Annotated in this window: 12 protein-coding genes; 11 read left to right on the top strand and 1 reads right to left on the bottom strand. The window is 44.6% G+C overall.

Annotation, left to right across the window (positions count from 1 at the left end; all coding sequences use genetic code 11):
- Window positions 1–62: 62 nt before the first annotated feature.
- The 11 genes from AC5WJX_RS07125 (at window position 63) to AC5WJX_RS07075 (ending at window position 12,127) form a co-directional block, all read left to right on the top strand.
- Window positions 63–2,552, top strand: coding sequence for a hypothetical protein (locus AC5WJX_RS07125; protein WP_494483967.1), 2,490 nt, complete (start codon window positions 63–65; stop codon window positions 2,550–2,552).
- Window positions 2,553–2,574: 22 nt separating this feature from the next.
- Window positions 2,575–3,561: a glycosyltransferase family protein gene (locus AC5WJX_RS07120; protein ID WP_494483966.1), complete on the top strand. Its 987-nt coding sequence runs from the start codon at window positions 2,575–2,577 to the stop codon at window positions 3,559–3,561.
- A gap of 20 nt (window positions 3,562–3,581) precedes the next feature.
- Window positions 3,582–4,562: a DUF6427 family protein gene (locus AC5WJX_RS07115; RefSeq protein ID WP_494483965.1), complete on the top strand. Its 981-nt coding sequence runs from the start codon at window positions 3,582–3,584 to the stop codon at window positions 4,560–4,562.
- Window positions 4,563–4,617: 55 nt separating this feature from the next.
- A complete protein-coding gene (gene purQ, locus AC5WJX_RS07110; protein ID WP_440430826.1) occupies window positions 4,618–5,310 on the top strand; it encodes a phosphoribosylformylglycinamidine synthase subunit PurQ in 693 nt (230 codons plus the stop codon).
- The gene (locus AC5WJX_RS07105; protein WP_494483964.1) at window positions 5,303–6,046 is read left to right on the top strand and encodes a type III pantothenate kinase; all 744 of its coding nucleotides are present in this window, start codon (window positions 5,303–5,305) and stop codon (window positions 6,044–6,046) included. Before purQ ends, AC5WJX_RS07105 begins: the two co-directional genes overlap by 8 nt.
- Entirely contained in the window at window positions 6,039–7,373 is a 1,335-nt protein-coding gene (gene bamG / locus AC5WJX_RS07100; RefSeq protein ID WP_494483963.1) for a BamG family beta-barrel-assembly machinery protein, read from the top strand. The genes AC5WJX_RS07105 and bamG overlap by 8 nt, the downstream gene beginning before the upstream one ends.
- Window positions 7,373–7,942 carry an LPS export ABC transporter periplasmic protein LptC gene (locus AC5WJX_RS07095; protein WP_440430820.1) on the top strand — a complete coding sequence of 190 codons (570 nt, stop codon included), beginning with the start codon at window positions 7,373–7,375 and terminating at the stop codon, window positions 7,940–7,942. Before bamG ends, AC5WJX_RS07095 begins: the two co-directional genes overlap by 1 nt.
- Window positions 7,943–8,067: 125 nt before the next feature.
- The gene (locus tag AC5WJX_RS07090) at window positions 8,068–10,164 is read left to right on the top strand and encodes a peptidylprolyl isomerase (RefSeq protein WP_494483962.1); all 2,097 of its coding nucleotides are present in this window, start codon (window positions 8,068–8,070) and stop codon (window positions 10,162–10,164) included.
- Window positions 10,165–10,227: 63 nt separating this feature from the next.
- Window positions 10,228–10,743, top strand: a complete 516-nt coding sequence (locus AC5WJX_RS07085; RefSeq protein WP_440430816.1) for a DUF2480 family protein — start codon at window positions 10,228–10,230, stop codon at window positions 10,741–10,743.
- 27 nt (window positions 10,744–10,770) lie between these two features.
- Window positions 10,771–11,547: a DUF3108 domain-containing protein gene (locus tag AC5WJX_RS07080; RefSeq protein ID WP_494483961.1), complete on the top strand. Its 777-nt coding sequence runs from the start codon at window positions 10,771–10,773 to the stop codon at window positions 11,545–11,547.
- Window position 11,548: 1 nt separating this feature from the next.
- Window positions 11,549–12,127, top strand: coding sequence for a DUF3109 family protein (locus AC5WJX_RS07075; RefSeq protein WP_494483960.1), 579 nt, complete (start codon window positions 11,549–11,551; stop codon window positions 12,125–12,127).
- 71 nt (window positions 12,128–12,198) lie between these two features.
- Here AC5WJX_RS07075 and AC5WJX_RS07070 read toward each other — a convergent pair whose 3' ends face one another.
- Window positions 12,199–14,562, bottom strand: coding sequence for a M1 family metallopeptidase (locus AC5WJX_RS07070; protein ID WP_494483959.1), 2,364 nt, complete (start codon window positions 14,560–14,562; stop codon window positions 12,199–12,201).
- Between the last annotated feature and the right edge of the window lie 89 nt (window positions 14,563–14,651).

Below are 14,651 nucleotides of genomic sequence, written 5' to 3'. Positions count from 1 at the left end.
TAGGCGCTTATTTCCTTCCTTTTTATATTTTTGGGGTTAGATTTAAATTAAACTAACCTTTAATGAATACATGGTTTAAAAGGAATGGCACACATCTGGCCATCGTTGCATTTTTCATAATCATCTGTTTTGCGTACTTCAGTCCTGTTTTGTCAGGTAAAGGCCCAGCTCAAAGCGATGTCTTACAGGCTAAGGCCATGCAGAAGGAAATTATGGATTACAAGGAAAAGGATGGCAAAGGCCCCCTTTGGACCAACCAGATGTTCGGTGGTATGCCAGCATATCAAATCTGGGTGCAGTACCCGATGAACATTGCCTCTCATGGTATCAATTTCATCAAAACCGTACTTCCTGACCCTGTAGACGTAGTATTGCTTTATCTGTTAGGTGCATATTTGTTGTTTTGTACCCTAAAGGTTAATCCTTTCCTGGCTGCAGCAGGTGCAATCGCTTTTGCTTTTACCTCTTACAACTTTATCATTATCGCCGCAGGGCATAGCAATAAAGCCCTGGCAATAGCATTTTGCGCACCAATTCTGGCCAGTGTGATCTTGAGCATGCGAGGCCGGTACTGGCTTGGTGGCAGCTTGTTCGCCTTGTTCATGGCACTGGAGATCCGTGCCAACCACATCCAAATGACCTATTATCTCGCGATTGCCTTACTGATATTTGTTGGCATAGAACTTTACCATGCAATAAAAGAAAAGCGTATCGCTGTGATCGGAAAAGGCCTTGGTTACTTAGCGGCAGGTGCTGTGGTAGCCTTAATGGTAAACGCGGGAACACTTTGGACGACCTATGAGTATGGTGCAGAATCTAACCGTGGCAAGTCAAACCTGACTACCGACCGGGCTGAAGAGAAAAACGGATTATCAAAGGAATATGCTTATGGCTGGAGCCAGGGTGTAGGGGAGAGTTTCACTTTTCTGATCCCGAACTTATATGGCGGTGCAACGAGTATAGATGAACTCGTAAAACCGGAAAGCCACCTTTATAAAGCGCTGGCTGAAGTCACCGGCGGTGATCCGACACCAGCAATCCAGCAACTTGCCGGCCAACTGGGCATGCAGCAGTACTGGGGTGAAAAACCTGGTACCTCTGGCCCTTACTACTTTGGTGCGATCATATGTTTCTTGTTTGTATTTGGCTTGCTGGTTGTAAAAAGTCGTATCAAATGGTGGATTCTTGGCACCACCATTTTGTTTATGTTGCTGTCCTTTGGTAGAAACTTTCCATTGGTATCAGATATTTTCTTCGACTACTTCCCATTGTATAACAAGTTCAGGGCTGTAGAGTCGATCCTTGCCATCGTAGGTTTAATGGTGCCGATATTGGCTTTCCTGGCCTTGCGTGATACGCAGGAAGGTAAATGGGAACAAAAGGCGCTGGTTAGAAAACTGAGCATCGCTGCGGCAATTACAGGCGGATTCGCACTATTGGTAGCCATTATGCCGACGGCACTATTTAGCTTTACCAGTGCCACTCATCCGCAAATTCTGGATGCCCTGACGCAAATTATGCAGAACAACCGGGGTATGGCACAGAACATCGCAAATGCACTGGTGTCTGATCGCGTAGATATCGCTAGAGCAGATGCTTTAAGAAGCGTGTTGTTTATTGCATTAGCTTACGGATTGCTGTGGGCACTTTTCACCAAAAAGATGAATATGCAGTTTGTATATGCCGTGCTCGGGATTTTGGTACTGATCGATATGTGGCAGGTGGATAGAAGATATTTGAATAAAGACAATTTCGCAAGCAAGATAGACCTTCAGAATCATTTCCAGCCGCGTGATGTGGATACGTTCATTTTAGCAGATAAGGACCCGAATTTCAGGGTCATGGACCTGACGATCTCTACTTTCTCGGACGCAAGTGCCTCACAGTTCCATAAGACTGTTGGGGGGTATCATGCCGCAAAGCTAAAACGGTATCAGGAGCTTATAGATAAACAGTTCTCGAAGAGCGTGAACCAGGATGTGCTGGACATGTTGAACACCAAATATATCATTACCCAGGATCGTCAGACCGGTTCTTACAAGATGTCCCGCAACAATACCGCCGCTGGAAATGCGTGGTTTGTACAAAAAGTTGAATTTGCAAAAGATGCGGATGAAGAAATGAAGGCCATCAACAGCTTTGATCCAAAACGTGAGGCTATTGTTGATCAGCAATACAAAGGTATGATCGATCTGAAAAGGGTTGGCGCTGGCGGACCTACTGCCATGATCAAACTGGATAGCTATCATCCGGACCATCTGGTGTATTCTTACAGTTCACCGAATGATGTCATTGCTGTATTCTCGGAGATCTACTATGATAAAGGCTGGAACATGTATGTAGACAAGGTTAAAAAGCCTTATTTCCGGGCAGACTATGTCTTGCGTGCAGCACAGCTGGAAGCCGGCAACCATACTGTGGAGTTTAAGTTTGAGCCAAGCTCTTACTACATGGGTGAAAAGGTTTCGGCAGCAGGTAGCCTATTGTTAATTGCATTTCTTGGTTTCGCAGTTTACACCGAAAAACGTAAAGGCAAGGTTTCTGCGGCATAAGCTGAAGGAATTCTAACATTTAATGAGGATACTATATGCAATTCAAGGGACAGGCAATGGCCATATCAGCCGTGCGAGAGAGATCGTACCCTTGCTGCATCAGTATGGTGAGCTTGATCTGCTGATCAGCGGAACACAGGCAGATGTAAGCCTGATCGAAAATGTTAAATATGAGCTTCATGGCTTTAGCTTCATCTTTGGAAAGAAAGGTGGTGTTAATCACTATGAAACCTGGCGCAGTATGAACCTGCCACGGTTTATCCGTGATATGAACAAACTACCGCTGGAAGATTACAACCTGATCATTAATGACTTCGAGCCGGTAACGGCCTGGGCCTGCAAGAGAAAGGGGCTTGAGAGTGTTGGCTTAAGTCATCAGGCTTCCTTTCAATCGAGGAATGTGCCAAAACCGAAGAGTATTGACTGGGCTCAACTGGTATTGAAGTACTATGCCCCGGCAACGCAGTATGTTGGTTTTCATTTTGAGAAATATGATCACTTCATCAACACACCGGTTATCCGTTCCCAGATCCGGAACCTTAGGGTTTCGGACGATGGCCACTATACAGTGTACCTGCCGGCGATCGATGATAAGTTCCTCATTCCCATTCTTCATCAACTGCCTGAGGTAAAATGGCAGGTGTTTTCTAAACATGCGACCTTTGATTATACGAGCAGAAATGTTGAGGTTCATCTGATCGATAACGAGAAGTATAATGCAAGTCTTGCATCCTGCAGCGGCTTGCTTACCGGCGGAGGCTTTGAAGGTCCTGCAGAGGCCTTATTCCTGGGTAAAAAGCTGCTTGTTGTACCAATGAAGTTTCAGTATGAGCAGCAATGTAATGCCTTTGCTTTAAAGCAATTCGGTATTCCGGTGATCTGGGGCAGTAATAAGAACTGGCTGCCGGTGCTGAAAGAATGGGTGCAATCGGGGCACGCTGTACAAGTGGACTACCCGGATGAAACCGCAATGGTGATTGACAGGTTGGTAAAACAGTTTGCAAGATAATATGCTTAATTTCCCAGTCCATGATTAATCAGTTCAGAACGTCAAATCCGATAAACTTACTGTTGCTTTTTGCATATACTTTCTTTATGCGGATCGTGATCTTGCTGGATATGCCGGAGCAATTAAGCTTTGAGTTCCTGGAACCTTATGCGAAGTTCTTTCTCCAGATCCCCTTACAGAGTACTTTCAGCCCAACGACCAATGTTATAACTGCAGGACTGATCATATTCATCCAGGCGATCATCTTTAATGTGATCATCAACAATCACGGACTTCTTCCAAAGCCCAGCTATTTGCCTGCGCTCTTGTACATCACCGGGGCGAGTTTGTTCATGCCCTTTTTGGTTTTGAGCCCGACTTTGATCTGCAATTTCCTTCTGATCTGGATGATGGATAAGTTGCTCAAGTTAGGCAAGGCGCAAAACGTGATCATGATCATGTTCGATATCGGGATGATCATTGCGGTGGGAACGCTTGTTTATTTTCCTTTCATCGTGATGTTGTTGATGTTATGGCTGTCACTGCTTTTGTACAGGTCCTTCAGCTGGCGGGAGTGGGTTTCGGGCCTGGTCGGATTCATTACGATATTCTTTTTTCTGGGCGTATTCTATTATCTGAACGATAACCTGAGCATGTTTTATAAAATCTGGTTGCCCTTAGCCAATAAGTTTCCGGCAACATTCAAGATCAATTATAATGATTACCTGGTGCTTGTTCCGGTAAGTGTCATGATGGTATTGGCCATGATCCAGTTGCGTGAAAGTTTTTTCCGAAGCTTCATCAGTACGAGAAAAGGTTTTCAGATGCTTTTCTTTATGTTCATCTGCGCGATCGTGAGTTTCTATACCAAACCGAACTTCAGGCTGTACCATTTCCTGCTCTGTGTGCCGCCGGGTGCAGTACTGCTGGCCTACTATTTTGCAAATGCCAGCAAGCGCTGGTTCTATGAAAGTTTGTTCCTGATCCTCGTTTTAGCCATTCAGTACTTTTTGTTCGTTTAACTTTTTTTAACAATTTGACCCCTTGAAACTTGCTAAAGATTGATAGCTTTGTATCATGAAATTTGGCGTAGTAGTTTTCCCCGGTTCCAATTGTGATCAGGACGTAATATATGTTTTAGAGCATATTCTTGGTCAGGAAGTTGTTCGTTTATGGCATAAAGATCATGATCTGCAAGGTGCGGATTTTATCATTTTGCCAGGTGGATTTTCTTTCGGTGACTACCTGAGGTCGGGTGCGATTGCCCGCTTTTCTCCGATTATGCAGGAGGTGGTACGCTTTGCAAATAATGGTGGTTACCTTATGGGGATCTGCAATGGGTTTCAAATTCTTGCAGAGGCCAATCTTGTTCCAGGTGCTTTATTGCACAACGAGAACAGGAAATTTATCTGCAGAAACAGTTACCTGAAAGTTGCGACGACAAATAGCATGCTGACCAGACTGGCAAATCCGGATAAGTTGTTGAAGATTCCTGTTGCACATGGTGAGGGGCAGTATTTTGCACACGAGGACACCATAAAAATGCTGAATGACACCGATAGCGTTTTGTTTAGATACTGTGATGCGAATGGCGATATGAGCACCGAATCTAACTTAAATGGTTCTATCGGTAATATTGCCGGGGTTTGTAATGCAGGTCGTAATGTTTTTGGCTTGATGCCACATCCGGAGCGCGCTGCGGACCCTATATTAGACAATCAGGATGGCTTAATTATATTTGAATCCATTCTTGGAATGGTGAATGCGTAATCTTGCAATAGATATCGGTAATACAAACAGTAAGGTTGCTGTATTTGACAGTGGGACAATTGTTTTTCATGAGGCTGTACCGCGCATTGATGAAGCACGACTGCGTCAGCTGATTTCAGATTACCAGATTGAAAATACTATTCTTTCTAATGTAAACCATTCGCAGGATGCCCTGGTGTCCTTTTTGCAAGCGAATACCCGATATATTCCGTTTTCTGTTGAAAAGAATACCGGAATTCAGAATAACTATAAATCGCCGGCTACTCTTGGATTAGACAGGTGGGCAAAATTGCTCGCTGTACATCAGCTATATTCGGCGCAAGCATGCCTGATCATAGACATGGGTACTTGTATCACTTATGATTACTTGTCTGCTGCCGGAAGCTATGATGGCGGAAGCATCAGCTTAGGCATTCAGATGCGGTTCAATGCCCTGGCGCATTATACCGGAAAGTTGCCGCTGATACAATGGGACAGGGGCGAGGTCATCCCTGCCGGAACGGACACCCAAACTGCGATCATCTCAGGTGTATTGCAGGGGCTGAAGAGTGAACTGGAAGGATTTATAAATCAAAGATATAAAGACAACAATACGTTGAAAATCATGGTAACGGGTGGTGATGCGAGGTTCTTGCTGGGGCAGTTTAAAAACAGCATCTTTGCGGCGCAGATCATTCATGATCCCTACCTGGTACTTAAAGGATTAAATGAAGTCATTGCATTTGAATATGTTTAAAAAGATAAATTATACCGCAGCTGTATTGGCACTGCTTTTCGGCACGGCGGCAAAAGCCCAAGTTACTACACAGTCTCCTTATTCGAGATATGGACTCGGGAATATAAAACCCTTGGTGCTGCCGCAATACCGGGCCATGGGCGGTATTTCTACAGCGATATTCAGCCCTACAGGCTACAGCAATATCAACATGCAAAATCCGGCTTCCTATGCGGGTATTTCGCTGACAACGGCTGATATCGGCGCCAGTGGTACCATCATGAACCTTAAAAAAGGTGATGCGACTGAGCGGAGCTTCAATGGTTCATTAAATCACGTTACACTGGCTTTCCCGGTAAGTCGTGGATCGGCATTGAGTGTCGGTGTATTACCATATACGGAACTTGGCTACGAGTTTTCTAACCGCGCCACCCTGACCTCACCAGGTGGGACAACCTCTGAGCAGATCGACTATCTTTATTCTGGAGAAGGCGGCTTGAACAAAGCTTATCTTGGTTACGGTTTTCAAATCGGGGAACACTTCCGCCTGGGTGCCAACGCAGAATATATCTTTGGTAATCTGATGCAGACGGGATCCTCTGAATTGGTGAACCAAACGGATGGAAAAGGGAATTCCAACGTGATTAATGCCAGGGTACAATCAAAGAACAGCATAGGTGGAATGTCCTTTAGCTACGGAGCACAGTACAATATTCCATTTAACACCAAAACCTCTTTCACACTAGGTTATTCCGGATCTGCCGGTTCGAATATCAATTCCAAGCGCTCTATCGTAGCGACTCAATATTTGAAAAATCCGACTACGGGTGATGAGAACACAGCTTTGGATACTTTATCGAACATGCAGCGCCCTAATGCGAAGATGAAGTTGCCGATGATGCATAACTTCGGTATTTCACTGCAGAAGTATAATGTTTGGGTAATCGGTGCAGATTACCGGCGGGGTAAATGGTCTGACTTCTCCATAGGGGACGTCAATCAGCAGTTGCAGGACACTTACGGGTTTTCCGTTGGTGGACAGATCACACCGGACATTACCTCGATCGGCAGTTACTGGAACAGGGTAGATTATCGCCTGGGTTTCAGTTATGACAAGACTTACGTACAGCTGAACAACCAGGATATTAAGCAGTCTGCGATAAGCTTAGGTTTTGGTTTTCCTTTAGCCCCGTCACCATCAAGAAGGTCTTTTTATAAGATCAACTTTACTACGGAGATCGGTAAACGCGGAGCTTTGACGAATGGATTGATTCAGGAGAACTTTGTAAACTTCCATTTAGGATTTACGCTGAATGACCGTTGGTTCCAACGTTTCAAGTTTGACTAATGAAAAGCAGTCGTTTGCATCTTGTTGTGGTTGCATGCATAAGCGTGATGTCGCTTCATGCATGTAATGATGATGACTTGAAAAAGGTGGAGACGGTTAAGCTGCAAAAAGAGGCATTTAATGCAAATCGCACCTTTGGTGCCGAGGTGATATACAGCGATTCTGCAAAGGTTAAAGCGAAGGGCTTTGCGCCCATTCTGGATAAGGTGACGCCAAATTCGGGCGGTAACTACCAGGAGATGCCGAAAGGCGTAAAAATCGAGTTTTTCGATGAACTTCAGGCATCCAAGGGTACCATCACCTCGGAGTATGCGATCATGAAGGAGACCGAGCAGATCACGATCTTCCGTAAGAATGTGGTTGTGATCAATGCCAATCTCACTTTTAATACCGAAGAGTTGGTATGGAATCAAAACAACAAGCAATTCACCTCACCCAAGGGAATCATTACTAAACCAGACGGTACGGTAATCAACGCAATCAACTTTCAGGCACCCGAAGATTTCAGTACTGTAGCGTTTGAGAACGCTTACGGGGAGACCTATATCAAAGGCGATCTGACGCAATAAAATTCGCCTTTTCCGGGCGATATCAGGCTAATTTTTAATTACTTATTCAAATACGATTATATATTTTCTTTTTTTGGCAAAAGTTGTATCTTGCGCCCTCTTAAAAAAAGTAAATAAAGATTATTATGGGTTTAATGACATTTTTGCGTAATCGTGCAGGCTACATTTTGATTGGCGCCATCGGTTTCGCAATTGTTGCATTTTTATTAGGTGACGCGCTTAGTGCAGGGAAGCCATTCTGGGCGGAATCTCAGAGAGTCGTTGGAACCGTAGATGGGGAAGATATCAGCATTGACGATTTCGGAAGAAAAGTAGAACAAACTGAAGCACAGTTCAGACAACAATACGGTGGTGCTGCGAATCCGCAGATGCAAGCGATGGCAGTGGAGAATGTTTGGAATGCTGAGGTTGCAAATATTGTTTTATCCAAAGAATATAACCGTTTAGGACTTTCAATTTCTGGCGACGAGTTGTTTGATCTATATCAAGGCAGCAAACCAAGCCCACTAATTGTACAATATTTTGGCAATCCACAAACTGGTCAGGTAGACCGTGCTGCTGTAATTGGTTCTTTGAAGCAGGCGCAGAAAAATGCGGAGCTTAAAGCGCAGTGGGATATGCTTGAAGCAGAGGTAGAGAAACAGGCCCTACAGCAGAAATATGCTAACCTGGTTAAAAACTCTGTATACGTAACCTCGCTTGAGGCAAACGAAGAGTATATCAACAGGAACAAACTGGCAAACTTCAGCTACGTATCCTTAGATTATGCTAGTATCGCTGATGCTTCTGTGAAGCCAACAGATGCTGATTTCAATGATTATTACGCTAAAAACAAGAAACTATTTGATAACCCGGCTGAAACCCGCAGCTTCAACTACGTTTCGTTTAATGTTAGTCCGACAAAAGCGGATTCATTAGCCATTGCTAAGCAGGTAGAGAAACTGGCACAGGATCTAAGGACCAGCCAAAACGATTCCTTGTTTGCTGCTGTGAATTCAGATGTTAAAGTTCCATTTACCTATTTGACCAAAGGCAGACTTGATCCGGCAGTAGACTCTGCAGTATTTGCATTGCCTGCAGGTGGCATTTACGGTCCAGTGTTGACGAACGGTTCTTACAAACTGGCTAAGGTTGTTAATGCCCGTTTATCACCGGACTCGGTAAAAGCAAGTCACATTCTGTTAAACCCGGCAACATTGGGTGGAGTTGACGTTGCGACGAAACTTGCTGACTCGCTAAAAACCCTGGTTCAGAAAGGTGGAAATTTTGCACAGCTTGCTTCGCAATACAGCGTTGATGGCTCTAAAGATAAAGGGGGAGACCTTGGTACTTTCAGCCGTGGCCAAATGGTTCCGGAATTTGAAAATGCTGCATTCGATGGACAAGCAGGAGATTTGAAAGTTGTACAGTCTCAATTTGGCGTACACCTGATCAAAATTGAAAAACAAATCGGTTCATCTAAAGTGGTGAAGCTTGCTTATATCGAGAAGAACCTTGCACCTAGCAGCAAAACTAAAGAGGCGGCCTACAAGAAGGCAACGAACTTCCTTGCTGGCGTGAATGAAAAGAACTTTACCGCGGAAGCAAAGAAAAATGGTTATACCGTAGCTGTAGCAGATAAAATTACAGCAAGCCAGGGTTATGCGCCAGGCCTTGATACACCACGTCCGATTATTAAGGCTGCGTTCGATGCTTCTAAAGGTGATGTGCTTGATCAGGTGTTCCAGATGGAAGACTCCTATGTTGTAGCACAGCTTACCGATATTCGTCCGAAAGGCTTGTTACCACTTGAAGCGGTTAAAAAGGACATTACTCCAGCGGTCATAACTGCTGTTAAAGCTAAAATGCTGACAGAGAAAATGAATGCGGCGGTAAAGGGTGCTTCAAGCATCAACCAGGTTGCTCAGAAATTGGGTAAGCCGGTGACACCGGTTCAGAATGTGGTTTTTGCAAACCCGATCTTACCAGGTGCAGCGCAGGAAAATAAACTTATTGGTGCCGTTTTTGGAACGCCAGTGAACAAAGTTGGCGGACCGATTGATGGCGAACGTGGTGTGTATGTTTATGCAGCAACGAGCTTCAGTAAACCGGCACCGTTAGCCAATACTTACAAACAAAAAGAAACCATGTCCCTTGGTGTTGCGCAACGCTCATTAGGCGCTGCCTTCCAGGCACTTCAGGACAAAATCAAGATAAAAGACAATAGGGTGAAATTCTATTAATCTTATTTTACGTAATTTTGTAACCGGAAGAATCTCTCTTCCGGTTTTTTTATGTCGTAAAAAATGGAAATTCAGGAAAATATAGTCAACAAAGTAGCATCCAGCGGTTTAATCACTTTAGACCTGGAAGCTTACTATGATCAGGCCGAGCGCGTGGTCTATGATATCAAGGACAATCTTTTTCATGGACTTATCTTAAGGGAGAAGGATTTCCGGGAGTTTATTAAAACCCACGACTGGTCACAATACACGGGGAAGAACGTTGCAATCACCTGCAGTGCCGATGCAATTGTGCCAACATGGGCTTACATGTTACTGTCTAACCGACTTAGTCCGTATGTAAATGAGCTTGTTTTCGGAAGTCTGGAAACGCTCGAGGCTATCCTTTTGAGTAAAGCACTTGCTAAGATTGATTTCAACACCTTTGCGAATGAACGTGTTGTGGTAAAAGGCTGTGCAGACATTGATATTCCAGTATTTGCTTATGTAGAAATTACCAGACAGTTGAGTAAAGTGGCCAAGAGCATCATGTATGGGGAACCATGCTCTACGGTGCCGATCTATAAGCGAAAGGATTAATTGGAAAGCTTTTTGTTTAACGCCCGGATGAGATATTTCCTGCTGTTGCTTTCCCTAAGCTTGTTTAGCCTCCATGTTTTTGCACAGGAGTTGCCGGTGAAACCGGAACCCGTATTCCAACCGGGCGAGGTTTTGAAGTACAAACTTAAGTACGGTTTTATTACCGCCGCTGAAGGTACCTTAAAGGTGCTAAACACAGATCTGAAATTTGAAGACAAGCCCACTTACAGACTTTCTGTTGATGGACGTACTTCCGGAACTTTTGATGTGTTCTACAAGATCAGAGATCATTATGACTCGTACATTGACCGTGAGACGTTGACACCTTACTTCTACCAGGAAAACATCCGGGAGGGCGGGTATCGGAGAACGGATAAAGCCAGATTCAACCAGAAGACTCGAAAGGTGGTTTCCAATCGGGGAACCTTTACGGGGCCGACCAATCAGACCTTTGATCTTGTATCTGCCTACTACTTCTCCAGAAGTTTGGATATATCTAAGATGAAGGTGGGTGACAAGTTCAAGCTCAACTACTTTCTCGGTGATGAGATCAGTCAGCTGGAAATCGCGTTTGTAGGGCGTGAAGTGATCAAGACCAATCTGGGAAAAATAAGATGCCTTAAATTCAGTCCTTCTATTCAGCCAGGACGTATTTTCAGGAAAGATAGTAAACTATACCTATGGATAACAGATGATGGCAACAGGGTGCCTGTAAAAGCGCAGGTAGAGATTCTGGTTGGCGCTGTTACCATGGAAATTTCATCGGCAGAGGGTTTGAAATATCCGCTTGCCAAAACCAATTAATATGATAGAAGTACAAAATACTCTTGTACATGAAGATGTGATCTCTGAAAGCTTCGTGTGTAATTTGAATAAATGCAAGGGAATATGCTGTGTAGAAGGAGATGCCGGGGCACCACTGGAGCATGCAGAGAAGGCAATTCTGGAGGATATTTATCCTAAAATCAAACACCTGCTTGCACCACGGGGTATTGCAGCCATAGAGGAGTATGGAACGTCGGTTCTGGATATGGACGGGGACCTGACCACACCATGTGTGGATGGGAACAAAGAATGCGCTTATGTGACCTTTGAAAACGGCATCACGAAGTGCGCCATTGAGAAAGCCTATGAACAAGGCTTGGTGGACTGGCCAAAGCCTATCTCCTGCCACCTATATCCAATCCGTATTACGCAATATCCGGAATTCGAGGTGTTGAACTATGACCGGTGGAGCATTTGCAGCGATGCCTGTACTTTCGGCAGGGAGTTGCAGGTTCCGGTATACCAATTTCTAAAAGGACCACTGATCCGTAAATATGGTTTAGAATGGTATACGCAGTTGGAGCAATCTGTTGCGAACCAGGAGCCAAGCGCGCTATAACAAAACGTCTATAAACAAAAAGAGGGTGTCCAAATCATTTGGACACCCTCTTTTTGTTTATAATCAAATAGCTATTTGACTGCTTTTTGCATTGGATTTGTGCCGATAGACTGGCCTCTTGCAGCGGTTGCACCGCTTTGTTTAAACAACTGGAATTTCGAAGGTTTAGCTTCACCACCCCAGATGTTGTTCGACTCGTCAATATCAGCGGTTTCGCGCATTGGGTCTAGTTTAATCGAAGCTACTTCCTTGTCTTCAACATAGAACTTAGAGCCATTTTTTTCGTTATGGCGCCAGATCTGCGCAGGAATGCGGTCGATCTTTTTAGTACCGTCTTTGTAAGTAAATTCCAGAATAACCGGCATGATCAATCCGCCTTTATTGCTGAAGTTTACTTCATAAAAGTATTTACCAGCATACTTAGCCTGTTCAGCGGAGGAAAGCTGTTCGATCTGTCTGCCAAACTCCATCTTTTGTGCAGTGGTATCTACTTTTTCCATGCCGCGGGCATATCTCCAGTAGAAGTCTCTTGCATTTTTATCCTGGTCGGTGTAGAATACGATTCTTTTATCCTCGCGATTTCTAATCTTGGAGATGTCTTCAAAGGCATTAACTGCAGGCTTATCGACTCTAGCCGTAATGGTTCTCGGTGCAGGGATTTTACCATTGAAGTCCGGGCGCGCAACTTTAACGGAGTCTAGCGCAATGTCAACGGCATCCGTGCTGTAGAACCAGCCTCTCCAGAACCAATCCAGGTCTTCACCGCTGGCATCTTCCATGGTTCTGAATAGATCCGCAGGTGTAGGGTGTTTAAAAGCCCATCTTCTAGCGTATTCTTTAAAAGCATAGTCGAACAACTCGCGACCCATAATGGTCTCACGAAGGATGTTTAAGGCCGTTGCCGGTTTAGAGTAAGCATTAGGTCCGAAACGTACAATGTTTTCAGAGTTGGTCATTACCGGCTCCAGCTGATCTTTCGGCAGTTTCATGTAGTCTACAATCGTATAGGCAGGACCTTTTTTGCTTGGGAATTTGTTGTCCCAAAGTTCTTCGGTTAAGTACTCCAGAAAAGAGTTCAAACCTTCATCCATCCAGGTCCACTGGCGCTCATCGCTGTTCACGATCATCGGGAAGAAGTTATGGCCCACTTCATGGATGATTACACCCAGCATGCCATTTTTAGAAGTTTCGCTGTAGGTGCCATCCTTTTCGGTGCGGCCGTAGTTGAAACAGATCATTGGGTACTCCATACCATTAGCAGCTTCAACACTTTGCGCAGTAGGGTACGGGTAAGGGAAGGTAAAATGTGAATATGTTTTTACGGTATGTGCAACCGCTTTGGTTGAGAACTTACGGTAAAGGCCGTACGCTTCTTTACCATAAAAGCTCATACACATCACAGATTTACCTTCGATAGGTTGTGCCATGGCATCCCAAACGAATTTTCTGGATGAGGTCCATGCGAAGTCACGTACATTCTGCGCCTGGAAAACCCAGGTTTTTGTCTGTGTGCTTTTTTTAGCTTCAGCGGCTTTTGCTTCGGCAAGTGTTACAATTTCAACCGGTTCTGTTGCGGTGGTTGCTTTTTTGTATCTGCTCAGCTGTGCAGGGGTTAACACGGCATTGTAGTTAATCACCTCTCCGGTTCCGCCAACGACGTGATCCGCAGGTACAGTGATCTGCACCTTGAAATCACCAAAAGTAAGGGCAAATTCACCACGCCCAGTGAACTGGTGGTTTTGCCAGCCCTGGAAATCGCTGTATACGCATAATCTTGGATACCATTGTGCCATGGTGAACAGGTAGTTGCCATCTTCCGGGAAGAATTCATATCCACCACGTCCGCCAAAAACCATTCTGTCGGTAATTTTATAGTCCCAGCCAACGTTAAACACGAATTTTTGACCAGATTTAAGTGGTGTTGGCAATTCAACACGCATCATGGTTTTGTTCACTGTGTAGATTAATTTTTTGCCTGAAGCGTCAGTAAGGTTGGTGACGTTTACGCCGTACCCGTTTTCTTTAGCTTCTGCTGCTGCACGATCTACCATTTGGATGGTAGACATGGAAGGCATTTTGCTGCTGGACTGATAACCGGCGTTTTTGGTTGTGCTATGTTCGTTTTCGTCCAGTTGTAACCAGATGTAAGTCAGCACATCGGGTGAGTTGTTGGTGTAGGTTACGGTTCCTGTACCCTTAAGAATCAGATTTTTCTCGTCAAGCGTACACTTGATGTCATAATCGGCCTGTTGTTGCCAGTACTTCACGCCTGGTGCACCGCTGGCAGTACGCTGCTCATTCGGTGTAGTCAGGATGGTTCCCAATTGTTCGAACTTATTGCCATGGTTACTTCCAGGATTGTTCTGGATGTTCTGTGCGCGTAAGCCCTGAAAGGCGGCACCGGCAATAAGCAAAGAGATGTAGAGTTTCTTCATTATTGTTTTTTATGGAATGTTTAAATTTAAAGTGTTTTTTTGTAAACCGAAAAAAGATTCCAATTATGCAAAAGAGAATGCCCCGACTG

This window comes from Pedobacter sp. NEAU-ZC8 (assembly GCF_059278965.1).
The sequence above is the reverse complement of the archived record's forward strand: the minus strand, read 5'-3'. Positions and strand labels throughout refer to the sequence as shown.